Annotated in this window: 13 protein-coding genes; 8 read left to right on the forward strand and 5 right to left on the reverse strand. The window is 42.8% G+C overall.

Annotation, left to right across the window (positions count from 1 at the left end; translation table 11 throughout):
- Positions 1–39: 39 nt before the first annotated feature.
- Positions 40–1,080, forward strand: a complete 1,041-nt coding sequence (gene rlmN, locus IPM95_15895) for a 23S rRNA (adenine(2503)-C(2))-methyltransferase RlmN (GenBank protein ID MBK9330740.1) — start codon at positions 40–42, stop codon at positions 1,078–1,080.
- Positions 1,081–1,109: 29 nt separating this feature from the next.
- Here rlmN and IPM95_15900 read toward each other — a convergent pair whose 3' ends face one another.
- Entirely contained in the window at positions 1,110–1,982 is an 873-nt protein-coding gene (locus IPM95_15900; GenBank protein MBK9330741.1) for a hypothetical protein, read from the reverse strand.
- Between the two features lie 51 nt (positions 1,983–2,033).
- Positions 2,034–2,441: a hypothetical protein gene (locus IPM95_15905; protein ID MBK9330742.1), complete on the reverse strand. Its 408-nt coding sequence runs from the start codon at positions 2,439–2,441 to the stop codon at positions 2,034–2,036.
- A gap of 201 nt (positions 2,442–2,642) precedes the next feature.
- Here IPM95_15905 and IPM95_15910 point away from each other — a divergent pair, with 201 nt between their 5' ends.
- Together IPM95_15910 and IPM95_15915 are read left to right on the forward strand one after the other, a co-directional pair.
- A complete protein-coding gene (locus tag IPM95_15910) occupies positions 2,643–3,122 on the forward strand; it encodes an RNA polymerase sigma factor (protein ID MBK9330743.1) in 480 nt (159 codons plus the stop codon).
- Entirely contained in the window at positions 3,119–3,757 is a 639-nt protein-coding gene (locus IPM95_15915) for a hypothetical protein (GenBank protein ID MBK9330744.1), read from the forward strand. Before IPM95_15910 ends, IPM95_15915 begins: the two co-directional genes overlap by 4 nt.
- Before the next feature lie 98 nt (positions 3,758–3,855).
- On the opposite strand, the gene IPM95_15920 is transcribed toward IPM95_15915, so the two are convergent.
- Positions 3,856–4,794: a LysR family transcriptional regulator gene (locus tag IPM95_15920; protein ID MBK9330745.1), complete on the reverse strand. Its 939-nt coding sequence runs from the start codon at positions 4,792–4,794 to the stop codon at positions 3,856–3,858.
- A gap of 83 nt (positions 4,795–4,877) precedes the next feature.
- Between IPM95_15920 and IPM95_15925 the strand changes: the two genes are divergently transcribed.
- From IPM95_15925 to IPM95_15935, 3 genes are all read left to right on the forward strand, one after another.
- The gene (locus tag IPM95_15925; GenBank protein MBK9330746.1) at positions 4,878–5,363 is read left to right on the forward strand and encodes a DNA starvation/stationary phase protection protein; all 486 of its coding nucleotides are present in this window, start codon (positions 4,878–4,880) and stop codon (positions 5,361–5,363) included.
- Between the two features lie 47 nt (positions 5,364–5,410).
- A complete protein-coding gene (locus IPM95_15930) occupies positions 5,411–5,956 on the forward strand; it encodes a peroxiredoxin (protein MBK9330747.1) in 546 nt (181 codons plus the stop codon).
- An 82-nt stretch (positions 5,957–6,038) separates the two neighbouring features.
- Positions 6,039–6,614, forward strand: coding sequence for a carboxymuconolactone decarboxylase family protein (locus IPM95_15935; GenBank protein ID MBK9330748.1), 576 nt, complete (start codon positions 6,039–6,041; stop codon positions 6,612–6,614).
- Positions 6,615–6,840: 226 nt separating this feature from the next.
- On the opposite strand, the gene IPM95_15940 is transcribed toward IPM95_15935, so the two are convergent.
- Positions 6,841–11,139, reverse strand: coding sequence for a PKD domain-containing protein (locus tag IPM95_15940; GenBank protein ID MBK9330749.1), 4,299 nt, complete (start codon positions 11,137–11,139; stop codon positions 6,841–6,843).
- A gap of 15 nt (positions 11,140–11,154) precedes the next feature.
- On the reverse strand, positions 11,155–12,234 hold the full coding sequence (locus IPM95_15945; GenBank protein ID MBK9330750.1) for a PorP/SprF family type IX secretion system membrane protein: 1,080 nt from the start codon (positions 12,232–12,234) through the stop codon (positions 11,155–11,157).
- A 246-nt stretch (positions 12,235–12,480) separates the two neighbouring features.
- On the opposite strand from IPM95_15945, the gene IPM95_15950 reads away from it, so the two are divergent.
- Together IPM95_15950 and IPM95_15955 are read left to right on the forward strand one after the other, a co-directional pair.
- The gene (locus tag IPM95_15950; GenBank protein MBK9330751.1) at positions 12,481–12,858 is read left to right on the forward strand and encodes a hypothetical protein; all 378 of its coding nucleotides are present in this window, start codon (positions 12,481–12,483) and stop codon (positions 12,856–12,858) included.
- Between the two features lie 21 nt (positions 12,859–12,879).
- Positions 12,880–13,287, forward strand: a complete 408-nt coding sequence (locus tag IPM95_15955) for a heavy-metal-associated domain-containing protein (GenBank protein MBK9330752.1) — start codon at positions 12,880–12,882, stop codon at positions 13,285–13,287.
- Positions 13,288–13,321 lie beyond the last annotated feature (34 nt).

Here is a 13,321-nt window from a genome sequence, read left to right on the forward strand (position 1 = left end):
AAGTATTTGTGATAATAATTCGACTATCTTTGCGGTACATTGGAAAAGAAAACGGACATACGACAATTATCCAAAGAGGAACTGATTGCCCGGCTGGAGCATTTGGGAGAGAAGCCGTTTCGTGCCAGACAGATTTACGGGTGGATCTGGAAAAAAAGCGCCGTACATTTTGATGAAATGACCAACCTCTCCAAAGAATTAAGAGAAAAACTGGATACCCATTTTGTTATTCATCCGGTTGCCGTTTACAAAGTACAGAAATCGAATGATGGGACCATAAAGTCTGCCTTCCAGCTTTATGATAAACACTTAATCGAAGGTGTCCTAATTCCAACGGAAGACCGGGCTACCGCCTGTGTGTCCTCTCAGGTAGGCTGCAGTCTGACTTGTTCTTTTTGCGCCACCGGCTACCTGAAAAGAGAGCGCAACCTGGAGGTTGCCGAAATCTATGACCAGGTGGTATTAATCAACCGGCAGGCACAGGAGAGTATCGGCAGAAGATTATCCAACATCGTATTCATGGGCATGGGCGAACCGCTCCTGAATTACGGCAATGTGATGAAAGCCATTGATAAAATTACCTCGGAAGAGGGCCTGAATATGGCGGCAAAACGCATTACCGTTTCTACAGCAGGTGTCGCCAAGATGATAAAAAAACTGGCCGACGATGGCGTCCGGTTTAATCTGGCATTATCCCTTCACGCAGCCGATGATGTCAAACGCAACACCATCATGCCTATCAACGAGCAGAATAACATTGAAGCGCTGATAGGGGCTTTGCAGTATTTCCAATCCAAATGCAAAGGAGAGGTGACATTTGAATATATCTTATTAGCCGGTGTGAATGACACCCTGGAAGACGCCAAGAACCTGGAAGTCTTGTGCAAACGGCTGAATGACGTAAAAGTCAATGTGATTGAATACAACAAGATTGACAACGCTGACTTTCACAAATCCACGGTGGAAACGAGGGAGAAATTTATTGACTATCTCACCAAACATAAGGTCATCGCCCATGTGCGCAAAAGCCGCGGAAAAGATATCGATGCCGCCTGCGGACAGCTCGCCAATAAAAATTAAAGAGCCGCCTTGCGGCAGCTCCCAAACAACTAAGGAATATTGAAACCGGATCTGTACGTAATTGTACTTACCGCTATCTTCTGAACAGAAGTACTGGATGTGGTAAACGTGATGGTATCGGTAATTTTAGACACCCTGTTTTGACCGTCAAATTCATATACAAAATCATGTAATTCAAATCTGCCAGTTCCGTTATTAATAATAATCTGTTTAAGTAATTTATTGTACAGTTGAGTCGTTGTGGCATCCTCCTGTTCCAACAGCTTAAAGTATTTTACTGGTGTAATGGAAAAGGGAATTTCGTTAATGCCTTTCTGATAAGAAAGGTTGTGGGAATAGTTGACATTTATCTTTTGTACTTCCATTTGTATACCGTTCAGGTTATTGCTGATGTAATCAAATCTGGCTAAAGGAAGATCGGTTCTTGGCTGCGTAATACTGTCTATTCTGAACTGTGCATTATGATTAAATATGGCCTGATCGACGACGCCACCGGTTGACGAAGATAATAAATCGACCCGCTTATACGTTTTATTGGAATTTAAGGCCAAGCCCATATTGACCCTGAGTCCTCCACTCCTGATTGATCTGTATGAAACCTGATTAGGCTGCATGATGACTGAATCCACGGATGCTTCATTTTTCGAAGCATAAATGGTCAGCATTCCCTGGCTGTCATACGTATACGACTGTATTCTTGTTGTCATTCCGTTCACAACGGTTATAATTTCTTTCGGCTTGGGCACAGACACCGCTGCTGGAGGAGTTACAACGGGTGGTGTGGTAACGCCACTGCCCGGGTTCGGTGTGATTTCATTTTCATTTTGGCAACCTGTTGCCGTTGCTGCAAAGAGGATAACCATCATGGCCGCCATACTTCTGATTGTTTTAATTGTTTTCATGATCACTGTTTTATTGGATGACTAATTCTTTTTCGTGTTGATTAATGTGTCTTATTTGCTGGCAAACGCTGCCGTCGGTTTGGAATACCCAGTTTCTTCCCCGAAAACCAGCTGGTTGTCTGTTGCGCTGTATGCCGCGACGGAAGAAACCTCTCCGCCGTTCACAATGGTGATTTGTCCGTTTTTCACCATCCAGCTGCCTCTGCCCGTTACCATGATCTTGCCGTTTGCCTGTGTAAAGGAAACATAGGTTCCGTTGGCATTGAACTGACAGAACTCGGAAGCGGTGCCGGAAGCGGCATCTTTGTTCTTCTCCCAGGTACCTACGATGCTGTTGTCGATACCCTTGAACACCAGGTCAAACCGGTCTTTGGTCATGGTGGTGGTTTTAGCCGAAGCAGAAGTGATGGTCATTACTGCGATCAGGATGGCTGCGATGGTGGTGGTTACTGTTTTCATTTTGGTTATTTTTTAGTGGTGATGAATGTGTTTGTTTGATGATGTAAAATTCCGCCAAACGGGAAACTTTATCTTCAGCCCAAACCACCAAAGAAATAATTCAGGGAAAACCACCGGTAGAGAAAAGGATATTAAAATGGCCCGGATTGTAATATCTTTGCAGTATCAAAGACTAATAGAAACAAGCACTTATAAACCGTTTTGGAACAACTTTTTGTACAAACCATCAACACGCATCAGGGTATTCTGCATAAAGTATGCAGGATCTATGGCCATACACAGCACGACAGGGATGATTTGTTCCAGGAAATTGTTTTGCAATTATGGAAAGCCTTTCCTTCCTTTCGAAACGAATCCAAAATCACCACCTGGATGTACCGGATTGCGCTAAATACTGCAATATCCGGATTGAGAAAAAAGAAAATTGAAACCACCGGCCTGGAAAAGATAGCCATTCAGCTCGAGGATAAGGCAACGGAAAATACCGATGAAGACTTGAAGCAATTAAACAAGGCTGTAGAGCAATTATCTGATGTCGAAAAATCTATAGTATTGTTATACCTGGAAGATAAGCCGTATGAAGAGATTGCAGAAATTACCGGTATAACCGCCAATTACGTAGCGGTTAAGATGAGCCGCATTAAGGAAAAATTGAGAACACTTATAAAAACAGAGCGATGATAGAATTAGACGACCTGAAGAATATCTGGAAAGATAAAATCGACTCCAATATCGGCCGGCAACAGATGGAGCAGGATAAAATCCGCGAACTGCTCAGCCATACATCCACCAACATTATTGACCGCCTGCGCAAAAACCTGCAGATTGAAATTGCGATGTTTTGTGCGTGCCTGTTGCTGATTGCCGGTGTGCCGTTTTATTTTAACAACAAAGAAGTGACCTTTTTGTGTATCCTGGTACTGGTATTTATCTTCATCCCCTATTTCATTTATTATATACAAAAATACAGAGAGCTCAACCGCTTTTTTTCCTATCATCAGGATATAAAATCCAGCCTTCAGGCGCTGATTGTCCAGCTGGAAAAATACCTCAGCATTTATTTCTGGGGAAGTTTATTGCTGACGCCGGTTTCCGGTTTCCTTTCCGGATTTGCCATTTTGTATCAAATGAAAGCATTGGGATTTCTGGTATATTTTGATGCCTTCAGTTCTGCCACCTTATCCATGATATTATCCTTTGCCCTATTGCTTACCCTCGTCTCCTATCCGGTGATGAAATGGTATGTCCGAAAGTTATACGGGCAGCATCTGGAAAAACTGAAAGACTGCCTGAAAGAACTGGAAGAGGCAGAATAGAGAATGGAACTAGGATTTTTAGATTTATACTGGTTTTCTCAGAATCAAATAAAGATCAAATTCAATCTTAACTATCCGTTTTATCCGTGTTTGATTCATCACTTCCATTCCACCACGGCTCCGCGCTTTTTATTCAGCAGTTCTTCCGGCATATTCTTTATAATTTGTTTTTTCAACACATCAATAAACTTCTTTTTGGATACGCTTCGGGCAAACACGATACTCACTTCTCGCAACGGCTTGGGTTTTTTAAATTCGGCGACCTGATTGATTTTTTTAGCGGACAATTCCAATACCGCCAGCTCCGGCAGCAGTGTAAATCCACCCTCCATTTCTACCATTTTCTTTAATGTTTCAATAGAACCGCTTTCATATTTTAGCTGCTCATTCAGCTTTATCGGATTAGCACAGATATTAATGATCTGGTTTCGAAAACAATTCCCTTTTGACAGCATCCAGATATCATCCCGCATAATATCCTCATGCTCCAGGTATTTTTTCCTGGTCAGCGGATGGTTGTAATGGGCATATACCTTAATTTCTTCATAATACAGCGGTTCTTCAATCAGGTTGTTTTCATGCAGCGGAGTCGCCAGGATGCCCACATCAATCTCATCCTTATTGAGTTTTAGAATTATTTCATCCGTCTTCAGCTCATGTATCACCAGTTTAATCTGTTTGTATTTTTTGATGAAATCCCCCAGAAAATACGGCAGCAAATACGGTGCAATCGTTGGAATGATTCCAATCGTCAGGCTTCCTTCAAAGGTATTGTCGTAATGCCTTGCAATATGGTCCAGCTTCTTTGCCTCCCGCAGAATGATACGTGCCTGTTCAATCACCTCTTTTCCGGCATCTGTCGGTATAATAGGCTGTTTGCTGCGGTCAAAAAGAGTAAGGTGCAGTTCTTCTTCCAGTTTTTTCAACTGCATGCTCAAGGTGGGCTGAGTCACCAGACAGGCGTCGGCCGCTTTTGCAAAATGGCGGTACGTATCAATTGCCATCAGGTATTCCAATTGGGTCAGCGAGATGTTCATAATTTTTTCTTATTGAATAATAAAATTAATTGATTTTTTCTATAAAACAATATGTTGCATCTTTGTTTTGAAAAAAAAACACCATGAGCAAATCGAAAAGTTTCACTCAAATAGGTCTGGACAGGAGGCAATCAGAAGCCTTGGCTGCTGAATTGAACAAACTGCTGGCCAATTTCCAACTGTACTACCAAAATGCACGCGGGTTGCATTGGAACATTAAAGGCAAGCATTTTTTCGAACTGCATGTGAAATTCGAAGAAATCTACAATGACGCGCAGCTGAAAATTGATTTGGTGGCAGAACGAATACTGACCTTAGGTTTCACCCCCTTGCATACGTTTACGGATTATTTAAAAAATTCTTCCATCCGGGCGGGAAAAGACATCTCGGATGCTAAGACGGCAGTTGAATTGATTGTAAGCAGCCTGCAAACAGTTGTTGTGCTGGAGCGGTCAATTCTGAAAACGGCAGAAAAACTTGAAGACGAAGGTACCATTACGATGTTGACGGATTTTATCACCCAACAGGAAAAAGAAATCTGGATGTATGCATCGTGGTTAAGGAACTAACTTGTAATTTTGCACCCAATTATTCACTCAATTAAAATAGATAAAAAATGGCATTAGCAACAGTAGGACAAAAGTTCCCGCGATTTGAGAAAACTTCCGTAGTAAGTTTAGAAAAAGGAAAAGAGTTTCAAACACTTTCCAACGACGTTCATGAGAAAGACGGAAAATGGCTGGTGATCTTCTTTTGGCCAAAAGATTTCACGTTTGTTTGCCCGACAGAGATTGCTGAATTCGGCAAACACGTTGGTGACTTTAAAGACAGAGACGCAGTATTATTAGGCGCATCTACCGATTCAGAATTCGTACACCACGCATGGCGCGTACACCACGATGACTTGCGTGACCTGAAATTCCCGATGGTAGCCGACACGTCCAAATCACTTTCCCGTGAACTGGGTATATTAACAGAAGGCGAAGAAGTGTGCTACCGAGCAACCTTCATCGTTGACCCGCAAGGTACTATCCGTTGGGTAAGCGTTTACGACTTATCTGTGGGCAGAAGCGTAAAAGAAGTTCTCCGCGTTTTAGACGCATTACAAACGGATGAATTGTGCCCATGTAACTGGGAAAAAGGACAAGCAACGCTTTCGTAGATAAATAGACCAGAGATTTGAGAGGCGAGACTATAAAAATCTCGTTTCTCACCTCTCATTTCTCACATCACAAATCCAAACCATGCACGAAACAGTACAAGAATTGTTGGCTGATCTTGGTATCCAGCCTGAATATACGAATGCGACCTTGCAGCATCTGGCAGCAGCAGACTCCAAATACCTGCGCGATCTGAAGATGAATGTTAAATCCGTCTTGACGTCAGAATCATTGCAGGCAAAGGAAAGCTATCTGCTGGCTTTGGCGATTGCCACGAATAACAACAATACAGTTCTGGTCAACGCATTTGCTGCAAAGTCGAAAGAAAATGAAGCCTCCGATGCTGAGATTGCAGATGCACAGGCTTGTGCTTCTTTACTGGCGGCCAATAACGTCTTTTATCGTTTTCGGCACTATGTAGAGAAAGACTTTTACAACAATGCACCAGCCAGGCTGCGCATGAATATCATGATGAATCCGGTATTGGGTAAAGAGTTTTTTGAACTGGCGAGTTTGGCGGTAAGTGCCGTGAACGGGTGTGAGATGTGTGTGAAAAGCCACGAACAGTCTGTATTACAAGCAGGCAGCAGTGAACAGCGTATATGGGATGCCATCCGACTGGCCAGTGTAATAACCAGCTTATCTAAAATAGTGTCTTAACTCCTGAAGGAATTTATGTAAACACATAGACACAAAATTGATGCAGTCATTTTATCCTAGTGGTTGGTGTCCTCACCGACCACCTATTTTGGTTGGTGAGGACACCAACCGATAGTTGAAATAGTCTATCAAAAGAATCTAATTTAAATAAGACGACACTTTGCTTAATTTTGCCTGATGACATCCCTGATAGCATAACTTAGTCTACGATATCTACAACATCATCTTATCTTAATAACAACAGGGAACCCATGATAGCGGTCTTGCCGGTTTTCGGATCTTTCATTCCTTCCCATGCTTTTCCGTCTGTAAAGATGGCGCGTATTTTCCAGACGTAAATATCTTGTGGCAGCAAGGTGCCTTTGAATCTGCCGTCCCAACCTTCTGTCGGTTGTCCGTTCTCTAACAGACTAGACTCCCACAACAGTTGACCGTAGGTAGAAAATACCTCCACACGGTATTCTTTCATGCTCAATCCTTTTGGTTTCCAGATGGCCGATTCGCCCACGCCCACTTCCGGAGCAAAGACATTCGGAACATACAACTGTCCTGAATAATCGACCCCCAATGCTTTTGAGACGGTATCTTTACAGCCCTTATTGCTTACGGCAAATAGGGTGACCCGATAAGGTCCTTCTCCGCTGTATAGATGAGTTGGATCTGTTACGCGTGAAGAGTCGCCATCGCCAAAATTCCAAAAGAAATTTGTCCCGAAAACGGTCGTATTGGTAAAAATAACGGGTGCATTAAATCCGTCTCCGGTAAATTCATACAGAAAGTCAGCTATCGGTTTCGGATATATCTCTACAGCTGCCACACGTGTCAAGCTGTCTCTGCAATCACCATTGATAGCCGTTAGTGAAACAGTATAAACTCCCGGATTGGGATAGGTATAATTCGGTGCAGGAGACGCGGAGGATTCTGCATTCCCGAAATTCCAGCTGAATGCGGTGGCGTCTGTCGAACTGTTGATAAAAACAGTCGGCTCTTCTTCACAGATACTTGGATTGGTTACATTGAATCCCGCTTTTGGGGTTACAGAAACCCGCACCTGTTTTATGATAGAATCAACACACGGACGGCTGTTGGCAACAATTAGTTTTACCGTATACACCCCCACCGCACTGTAAACATGGGTTGGGTTAGGCCTGGTGGATTGCGCTCCATCACCAAAATCCCAGATATAACTGTTTCCATTCGTGGTTCTATTGATAAACTGCGCTTCTGTACCCACACATGGCGTCAGCACATCAAATTCAGGTTTAGGTGTACCGAAAACATTGATGGTCGTGATAAATGAATCCCTGCCGCAATCCCCGATAACCAATATCTTAGCACGGAATACACCTGCGCTGTCGTATACGTGAGACACCTGATCGGCATAAGCGGAAGTGCCGTCACCAAAATCCCAGATAATTTCAGCGCCCGGTGTGGAAATATTAAAGAAATCAACGGTCAGTGGCTGGCATCCCTGATTGATATTCGTGAAATACCTGGCAAAGATATCGTTGCCTTTGACCGTAATGGTTTTGCTTATACTATCTGCGTCACAGCTATTCACCGCTTTCAGGCTGATTGTAAATGTGGTATCCCTGCGAGTAGTATTTACATAAGTCGGAGCAACAGGATTGGCTTGTGTGGTGGTTTGTCCATTGCCAAAATTCCAAAGATAGGCTGTAGGAGAACCATAAGATATGTTTGCGAGTATTGGCTGAAATGGGGAGCACCCTATATTCTGAACACCAAAGTTTGCCTTCGGCGATGCTTTTACTTTGATAGTATCGGTAAAGAAGGATGGTCCGCAGTTATAATCTGCACGTAGCGTTACTATATAATTGGTATCTCTTAATAATGGCTTAGGGAATGAAATTGTCTGTGGATCCGGAAGGTCGGATTGCAGCGAAGAAATGCCAAAATCCCACAAATATTGTGTTGCAGTATCATGTCCTGCGGGAAAAGTGAATGATATATTAGTACCTGTACAGGTGCTGTCCGGATTGACGATGAAACTTAGCGGAGGATTGGTAACAACATTCACCGGGAATCGGATGGTGTCTTTACACCTGTCAGCAGTTTCAGCAAATAGAGTGACCGTATAAGTACCCGGGGCGGCATATATGTGGGATGGATTAATGATGAAACCATCCGGTGTGCCGTCTCCAAACTTCCAGATGGCAGAGGTTATATTTCCAACGATACTTCCGAAATTGAAAGGTTGGTTAACGCATAAATCCGGAGGTGTTGAAATACGAACACTGTCAAATATGGTTACACGTTTGAATGCGCTGTCACTGCAGGCCCCGGAAGGGTCCCTGAAAACATAGCCAACCTGATAATTGCCGGGAGCCAGTCCGGTGGGGTCAAAGGTACCTAAGGTGGAGTTCACCACACCCGGACCTGTCCAGTTTCCACCCGGAAACAATGGGTCTGAGGTCAGCTGCAGGGTTCCTGTTGATTTACAGATTGTCTGGTCTGGCCCGGCTGTCAATCCTACTATTTCCAATACCCTTATCTGTATGGTATCATAGGTCGGACAGGTGCTTGCCGGGTTGAGTATATAAATAATCGAATAGGTTCCTGTCGGCACCGCTCCGGAATTGAATATCCCCTGAATGGAATCGGTTATTCCCCGTCCTCTCCAGATTCCTCCTGCAGGGTTGGCGGTTAAGCGCACAGGTGCTGCAAACTTGCAGACTGAAATGTCCGGGCCTGCATTCGGCTTGGGAAAATTATTCACGGTAATCTGGTTGGACAAGGTGGAATCACCGCATTGCGCCTGAATACGGAGCGTAATCGGAAAAGTACCCGGGCCGTTATAAGTGACACTTCCCGGATTTTGCTGTGAAGAAGAAGCCGGATTTCCACTGTTGAATGTCCAGGTAAAGGTGGCATTGGGATCACCTCCGTTTGTGAATGTGAAGAAGTTTGCAGGATTATTCAAAACAAAGGGGAGAGAACAACCTTCAGGGATTTTTGATGTATCTATGGCCGGTTTTCCTTTAATAACCAATACACTGTCCCATATGGAAGGATTACATGCGCCGTCTACCTGTAACCGCACCGTGTAAGAACCGGAAATGGTGAATCGAATCGTTACGCTGTCTGCGTTAGGATTCGGGAGTATGGTTGTTCCCGCCGATGGAGTTACTGACCAGGTATAACCGCGGGCAGATGGCCGCTTCGTGGAAAGATTGGTAATCGGTACATCAATAAATCCGCTGGGCGGAATACAGGGCGGTGAGGTGAATGCGGCCAATGCCTTAATTTTATCAACGACTACAATATCCTTAAAGGTGTCTTTGGTGTTACACTCCCCGATAACACCCAGGTTTATACGGTATATACCGGTTTGGGTGAAGGTGATATTCAGGTTATTAAAAGTTGGTGTGCCCAGAGGTGTTCCGGTATTAAAACCACTTCCCGGAACAACTGTCCAGGTTTTCTTCGGTTCATTACACAACCTGTCACGGCTGAACTGATCTAAGTTTCTGTATTGTTCCAGGTCACCGACACATACTGTATCCTTACCGCCTATTTTCGGCCTCACACTGTCCAGTACCAAAAAACATTGAGCAACATCCGTTACATCACATTCGTTCACTGCATAAATCCGGACTGAAAAGTTATTGTCGTTGTTACAGTCTTTGGAAACAGAACCGCAACTTCCTTTCGTGAAACTGTAACGTATGGTATCGGGAAGGTTGGAATTATTGTAAATCGTATCCAACTCGCCGTTTACAAAAATTTTATATAATGTACTGGCAGAATTCACACCCGTTGTTTGTGTGAGCGAAATAGGTAATTTATAACTTGCCGGAACACAAACCGTCGGGTTGGATGGAATGATTGCCAGTGTTGGCGCCTTTCCTATCAGCACATTGTATTTTTTGGTGGCAGCATTACAGGGTGCCGGTGTATTGCCGGTTACAGTATAGGTGATGGTATAACTTCCCGGAGCATACAGATGTGAAAGGGGGGCATTGAATGATGCAGTATTTACGACAGGACTTCCGTCTCCCCAGTTTATGGTATAATTGGTGTTGATGCCCATTGTGTTGGACGCATTGGTAATATTAACCGTCTCGGATGTGGTAGAGCCGCAAAAAACGAAATTATTTGGTTCAGTCAGAAACGGATCGGGAGAGGGATTGACGGTGATTAATTGTCCGCCATTGCAGGGAATCTGTGGAATCTGGTTGAAATCATCATTGCTTTCCGCCAAATAGATCCTGAACTGCTGGACAACGGTAGAACCCCTGAATGTAATCTTTATTTCGTTGTCCTTTGTAGGGTCATAGGGCAACAAGACACTGTAATCAGTCGGTTTTACGGCCACTGAACCTATTGGATACGTACCTTTGTAAACAATGATGTTGTGGTATTTGGCATAAGGTTGATTCAGCCGGATGGTAACCACATCCCCCGCGCAAACGGTGGTTTTGTCTATCGTAAAATTACATACGGCGAAACTATTTACAGCCTGTAAAACAAAGGCCAGAAACACGATTCTATAAATAGTCTTCATCCGCATTATTTAAAGTTAAAACAATTTCACGGCATTCTTACCCGGGAAATCGTAGCAATTTATTTTCTTGCCCTTTTTATTTTTAGGAGAATAAAGGGCAACATTATTAAAATTCATTCGAAGGGTCACTTCATGCTGTCCCCTGCTTTTAGATGTTACTCCGGTAAAATCCAGCTGATAGCTGTACCCAACATTCAATGTCATTAAATCATCTTTTCCTAAGTCCCAGTCAACCCCTCCTATAAATATCAGTCCGTGTGTCTGATTGCCGTCAAATTTATTTAACTGATACATCACCCCTGCATATATTGGTTTGAAAGTAGATAAAACACCAAGGTTATACACTCTCAGTTTCTCCATGAAATCAAATTTGAAGACCGGTGACAGATAGAAATCTATATTTCGTTTGTTTTTTCCTCTTGAAACAGGAAACATACAACCGTAAGTCACCGTGAAACGCATGGGAATGCGCGTGGAAATATTTTCAAAAGATTCATCCGGCCGGGTGAGGTGATGAACGGCAAACCCTAATGAATTATGGACTGGATGATCATGAATGCTATATCGAAATCGCAATAATATACCGGCATCCAAATCAAAGAAATTCACTTTTCTCAGTACAATATTCGTACTGGAACCACCGGGAACTACACCCACCTCCGGGTCCAGCTGGTCAGTAAAGATCAACCGGCTCTTATCTATAGATTTATTGACAAATGCGGCATTGATTCCGAAATGAAGGTTGATGTTTTTTGAAATCTGCGCGATATAGGCATAAGAAGCTGAAAAATAATTGGTCTGCAATGTTTTAGCCTCCACATTACGGTATGCCATAATTCCTACACCGGAAGATATTCTGGCAGATTGTATTTCTGCGGAAATACCGTATGTGTTGAATCCTCCGGGGACATAATTCCATTGGTTTTTGTAAATCATCGAAACACTTAATCCTTTCTCGGAACCGGTTGCTGCCGGGTTTAAGTACATCCGATATTGATAAAACTGTGCAAACGTCGGGTCTTGCGCTTTAGCAACACCAATAGCAAAACAGGTAAGCAGTACGCTTAAAAAAAACTTACTAAAAAAATATTTCATTCCAACGGTTGTAACGGCTTTACTCTATCTGGAAATCACAGCATGGTTAGAAAGTGCTAATTTAAACAAATAGTTTAGTATAAATTAATTTTGTGTTTAAAAGTTTAACATAACATAAGGAAAATTAACGATTTAGTTTTAACATTTGTGGACAAGGGTTTTAACAGAATATTAGGAGAGCGCAAAATAACCAAATACACCTGATTTCAGAAGAAACTCCTTACCTTTGGGGTCAAATTGGAAATTATGGACTACAAATTGTTACTGCATCTGCACCTGGGTTTTGCCGTATTATTCTTTATATCTTATTCTATCAAGTCGGTCCTTTTCCTGGCAGGTAAAAGCAATGCCTTTTTAGCATATAAGAAGAAAACCCTTATTGTGGAAACATTGTTATCTGTTGGATTTCTTGTTTTAGGATTTTGGATGTACTTTTTCAGAATTAAGTGGATGGGAGGTATACCGGCAGAAATGCATATGTGGCTGGATTCAAAGGTCTTACTCGCATTAGCGGCCATACCATTAGGTATAGTAGGCTTCAAAAAGGAAAATAAAGTATTAGTGGCATTATCTTTGCTGTTTTTTACCATCACATTGGTCTTAGGATTAATGCATTATCAATAATAAATTAAAAAAGTTAGAATCATGAAAAAAATCTATTTAACGCTGTTGTCTTTTGTAATTACCGTTTCTATGTTTGCCGGCAGCACCCTTCAGTTAAACGTAAAAGGAATGCACTGCGGCGGCTGTGAAACGAAATTCAAAAGTGCAGCAACTTCTATTAACGGAATTACAGAAGTCAGTTCAGTGAGTGCGGCTAACAGCAATGCAGTTGTTGTCATTGACGAAAAGGTAATTTCTGCGGAAAATGCGATTAAACAATTAGCCGAACAAACAGGCTACACGGTATCCCTGAATACCGCAGCGGGTACAGTGACTTCCTCCGGAGCTCCGGCAGGCTGCTGTATGAAAGGACAAAACAATCCTTCCTGTAAAGCCGGCGACAAAGCCAAATGCGCAAAATCGAAGTGCAACAAACCGTCCAATCCATAACAAGAAACATTTATAATCAACTATTTAGCCACCA

This window comes from Sphingobacteriales bacterium (assembly GCA_016719635.1).
Classification (GTDB): domain Bacteria; phylum Bacteroidota; class Bacteroidia; order Chitinophagales; family JADIYW01; genus JADJSS01.

Coding starts and splice junctions, on each gene's coding strand:
- IPM95_15900 (MBK9330741.1), bottom strand. CDS start 1,982: ATGAAAACAATTAAAACAATCAGAAGTATGGCGGCCATGATGGTTATC.
- IPM95_15905 (MBK9330742.1), bottom strand. CDS start 2,441: ATGAAAACAGTAACCACCACCATCGCAGCCATCCTGATCGCAGTAATG.
- IPM95_15915 (MBK9330744.1), top strand. CDS start 3,119: ATGATAGAATTAGACGACCTGAAGAATATCTGGAAAGATAAAATCGAC.
- IPM95_15920 (MBK9330745.1), bottom strand. CDS start 4,794: ATGAACATCTCGCTGACCCAATTGGAATACCTGATGGCAATTGATACG.
- IPM95_15925 (MBK9330746.1), top strand. CDS start 4,878: ATGAGCAAATCGAAAAGTTTCACTCAAATAGGTCTGGACAGGAGGCAA.
- IPM95_15930 (MBK9330747.1), top strand. CDS start 5,411: ATGGCATTAGCAACAGTAGGACAAAAGTTCCCGCGATTTGAGAAAACT.
- IPM95_15935 (MBK9330748.1), top strand. CDS start 6,039: ATGCACGAAACAGTACAAGAATTGTTGGCTGATCTTGGTATCCAGCCT.
- IPM95_15940 (MBK9330749.1), bottom strand. CDS start 11,139: ATGAAGACTATTTATAGAATCGTGTTTCTGGCCTTTGTTTTACAGGCT.
- IPM95_15945 (MBK9330750.1), bottom strand. CDS start 12,234: ATGAAATATTTTTTTAGTAAGTTTTTTTTAAGCGTACTGCTTACCTGT.
- IPM95_15950 (MBK9330751.1), top strand. CDS start 12,481: ATGGACTACAAATTGTTACTGCATCTGCACCTGGGTTTTGCCGTATTA.
- IPM95_15955 (MBK9330752.1), top strand. CDS start 12,880: ATGAAAAAAATCTATTTAACGCTGTTGTCTTTTGTAATTACCGTTTCT.